Source organism: Asticcacaulis biprosthecium C19 (assembly GCF_000204015.1).
Lineage (GTDB): Bacteria > Pseudomonadota > Alphaproteobacteria > Caulobacterales > Caulobacteraceae > Asticcacaulis > Asticcacaulis biprosthecius.
This window is the reverse complement of the sequence record NZ_GL883081.1, coordinates 246,614-250,461: the sequence shown is the minus strand read 5'-3', so window position 1 is coordinate 250,461 and position 3,848 is coordinate 246,614. Positions and strand designations below refer to the sequence as shown.

3 protein-coding genes are annotated in these 3,848 nt (G+C 62.9%); 2 read left to right on the top strand and 1 reads right to left on the bottom strand.

The annotated features are described in order from the left end of the window. Positions 1–97: 97 nt before the first annotated feature. Positions 98–1,081, bottom strand: a complete 984-nt coding sequence (iolG, locus tag ABI_RS23170; RefSeq protein ID WP_040310072.1) for an inositol 2-dehydrogenase — start codon at positions 1,079–1,081, stop codon at positions 98–100. Positions 1,082–1,257: 176 nt separating this feature from the next. Here iolG and ABI_RS23165 point away from each other — a divergent pair, with 176 nt between their 5' ends. Together ABI_RS23165 and ABI_RS23160 are read left to right on the top strand one after the other, a co-directional pair. Then, complete coding sequence (locus tag ABI_RS23165; RefSeq protein ID WP_006275516.1) at positions 1,258–2,124, top strand: MurR/RpiR family transcriptional regulator; 867 nt, start codon at positions 1,258–1,260, stop codon at positions 2,122–2,124. A 94-nt stretch (positions 2,125–2,218) separates the two neighbouring features. Beyond that, positions 2,219–3,848 (top strand): bifunctional 5-dehydro-2-deoxygluconokinase/5-dehydro-2-deoxyphosphogluconate aldolase (locus ABI_RS23160; RefSeq protein ID WP_040310016.1); only part of this gene is annotated, 1,630 nt, incomplete at its 3' end.

Genomic DNA, 3,848 nt, shown 5'->3' with positions numbered 1-3,848 from the left:
GCGAAGACGATTGTGCGGTGGAAACGATAGCTTGCCCCTCACCCTAACCTCTCCCCGTGAAGAACGGGGAGAGGGGATTTCTTACTTCCGTGCCATCCTACAACTTCACCACTTGGCCGGTCTTCACCGACTGAGCCGCGGCTTCGGCCAGTTCCAGCGCCTTTACCGCGTCATCAAACCCGACCAGCGGTTTCGCTTCCCCGGCCATCACGGCGGCGAAATGCTCGACCTCCGAGCGATAGGCCTCGGCATAGCGGTCGAGGAAGAAGTTCTGGAACGCATCCAGCACCGGACCTTCCGCGCCCCAGTGGGCCACGGTTGACTCCAGCACATTGTCGGCCTTCAGCAACCCCTTGGCGCCATAGGCTTCGATCCGCTGGTCGTAGCCATAGCCTGAGCGGCGCGAATTGCTGATGACGCAGATGCGGCCCGACGCCGTCTTCAAGGTCGTCTTGGCGGTGTCGATATCGCCGGCCTCAGCGATGGCCGGATCGACCAGGCAGGATGCCGCGGCGAAGACTTCGGTCACCTCTTCACCCAGCAGGTAGCGCGCCATGTCGAAGTCGTGGATCGCCATATCCTTGAACAACCCGCCGGATACCTTCACATAGGATATCGGCGGCGGCGCTGGGTCATGGCTGATGATCAGCAGGCTTTCCAACGGCCCGACGCGCCCGGCGTCGAGTTGACGCTTCAAGGCGCCGAAATGGCGGTCGAAGCGGCGGTTGAAACCCAGCAACAGCGGCCGCTCGCCACCCAGCACTCCCGCTGCTGCGCGTGCCGTCGCCAGATCCTGATCGATCGGCTTTTCGCACAATACCGCCTTGCCGGCAGCCATGGCCTTCAGCGTCTGGTCGAGATGCTGGTCGGTCGGGGAGGCGACCACGATGCCGCGCACCGCCGGATCGTTCAGGACGGCCTCAAACGTTGAAACGACCGCACCTGTCTCCGCCGCCAAGGTCGCAGCGTTATCGCCGACCGGATCGACAACAGCTTTCAGGCGCAGGCGCGGATGGGCTGCAACATTCTTGGCGTGGATGCGACCGATACGGCCGGCGCCGACGACGGCAATTTCAAACATGTTTTCCATCCCATTTTTTGCCCTTGGGCGAAATATTTATTCCATTTTTAGAATGATGCCGGTAATATGAGCCCGAAGTCATTCCGCAATCGGATTTTCAGGTTTGGAACAAAAATTTCACACCGTGTCAACTTGGAATTCCGTAGAGGCGAGAACAAAAAAGACGGGAGAAGACCATGGCCGACGAACAGGCTGACCTCGAGATTCAAGCTGCCAACCCACCCCAGACGGTGGAAGCCTTGCGCGCCGAAATCATGCGCCAGTACGAACTGGCGTCACGGCGCATGAAGCAGGTGGCCAGTTTCGTGCTGGACAAGCCCGAGGATATTGCCTTTGAGACCCTGGCCGTGGTTGCCGACCGCGCGGGTGTGCAGCCCTCGACCATCGTCCGCTTCGCCAAGACCCTGGGCTATCCCGGCGCGTCGCAGATGCAGAAGGTCATTCGCGACGAGATGCTGGCCAGCCACATCACCCTGGCCTATGGCGAACGCGCCCGTCAGTTCAGCGAGGCCGGCGGCGGCGAAGAGACGGCCGATACGATCCTGGACGAATATGTCGAGGCCGATATCCTGGCGCTGAACCACCTGCGTCAGTCGGTGACCTCGGCCCAGATCGCCGAAGCGGTCGACGCCATGGTCAAGGCCAAGACCATCTATATCGCCGGCTTCCGCCGTGCCTTTCCGGTCGCTTCATATCTCGCCTACGCGCTGCAACGCGCCGGCAAGCGCGTCGTTTTCATCGATGGCACCGGCGGGCTGTGGAGCAACCAGGCCCGCGGCATCGGTCCGGAGGACCTGCTGATCGCCATCAGCTTCCGGCCCTATGCTGAAGAAACCGTCAAATGCCACGCCCTGGCCGTCGAACAGCGCGCCAATATCCTGGCCGTGACCGATTCCAACGTCTCCCCATTGGTCAAGGGCGCCGCCCAGGCCTTGCTGCTGCGCGAGGCCGAGGTGCGCTCGTTCCGTTCCCTGACCTCGACCCTGTGCCTGGCCCAAAGCCTGGTCATTGCCTATGCCTTCGCCACTCAGGACGAAGAATAAAATCTACGATATGAAATGATAATTGCATTTTTCGAAATGAAAGAATAAAAATTCCAATGAGGGCGCGAGACGGCGTCCCATGGAGGATTCGCGCATGAACGCTCTCACTGCCGGCGGACTGGATGTCATCACCCTTGGGCGATCCAGTGTTGACCTGTACGGGCAGCAGATCGGCAGCCGTCTCGAAGATATGGCGTCCTTTGCAAAGTACGTCGGTGGCAGTCCGACCAACACCGCTATCGGGGCCGCCCGTCTGGGGTTGAAGGCCGGCCTGATCACCCGCGTCGGCGCCGATCACATGGGCCGTTTCATCCTGGAAGCCCTGCACCGCGAAGGGCTCGACACCCGTGGCGTGGTCACCGATCCGGCGCGGCTGACGGCCCTGGTTCTGCTGGGCATTGTCGACAAGGAAACCTTCCCGCTCATCTTCTACCGCGAAAACTGTGCCGACATGGCCATCGACATGGCGGACATCGACCCGGCCTGGCTGTCGTCCGCCCGTGCCCTGGTCATCGATGGCACCCACCTGTCGCAGCCGGGCGTCTATGCCGCCAGCCTGGAGGCCGTGCGCCAGGTCAAGGCGGCCGGCGGAAAGATCGCTTTCGATATCGACTACCGCCCGGTCCTGTGGGGACTGACCTCGCGCGACATGGGCGAGCAGCGCTATGTCGCCAATCCTGAGGTCACGCAACGCCTGGCCGCTGTGACACCGCTGTGCGACCTGATCATCGGCACTGAGGAAGAGGTTCGCATCCTGGGCGGCAGCGACGATGTCATCACCGCCCTGAAGGCCATTCGCGCCACGACCGACGCCGTCCTGGTCTGCAAGCTGGGGGCGGACGGCTGCGCCATCTTCGACGGCCCTGTGCCCGATCGTATCGAAGACTGCCTGGTCGTGCCGGGCTTTCCGATCGATGTCATGAACGTCCTGGGCGCCGGCGACGCTTTTTCCGCCGGCTTCCTGCGCGGCTGGCTGGGGGGCGAGGACCTGGCGACCTGCGGCCGCTGGGCCAATGCCTGCGGCGCCCTGGTCGTCACCCGCCATTCCTGTGCGCCGGCCATGCCGAGCTTTGACGAATTGCAAGTCTTCCTGGCCATCAGCCACCCGATGTCACTGGACGATCAGGCGCGGCTGGATCACCTGCACTGGTCCTACACGCGCCACCGCGATTATGACGCCCTGATGATCCTGGCCATGGATCACCGCTTCCAGTTCGAGGAAATGGCCGCCGATCTGGGCGCCGACATGGCGCGGATCTCGGCCTTCAAACGCCTGGCCCTGCGCGCTGTCGACAGCCTGGCCAATGGCAGTGCGGCCTTCGGCGTCTTGCTGGACGGCCGCTACGGCGCCGATGCCCTCAGCGAGGCCGGCCACACCACCTACTGGATCGGCCGCCCGGTCGAGGTGCCGAAATCCCGCCCGCTTCAGTTCGAAACCGGCGCCGATGTCGGGCTGGAACTGAACACCTGGCCGGCCAACCAGGTCGTCAAATGCCTGGTCCTGTACCACCCCGATGATGAGCCCGGCCTGCGCGCCGAGCAGGAACGCCAACTGGTCATACTGTTCGACGCCTGCCGCAAATCGGGCCATGAACTGTTGCTGGAACTGATCCTGCCCCCCGACATGCCGGCCGACAAGACCACGCGCAGCCGCGCCATCCAGCGACTGTACGACCTGGGTATCAAGCCAGACTGGTGGAAGCTGGAACCTGTCACCGATCCCT

Coding starts and splice junctions, on each gene's coding strand:
- iolG (WP_040310072.1), bottom strand. CDS start 1,081: ATGTTTGAAATTGCCGTCGTCGGCGCCGGCCGTATCGGTCGCATCCAC.
- ABI_RS23165 (WP_006275516.1), top strand. CDS start 1,258: ATGGCCGACGAACAGGCTGACCTCGAGATTCAAGCTGCCAACCCACCC.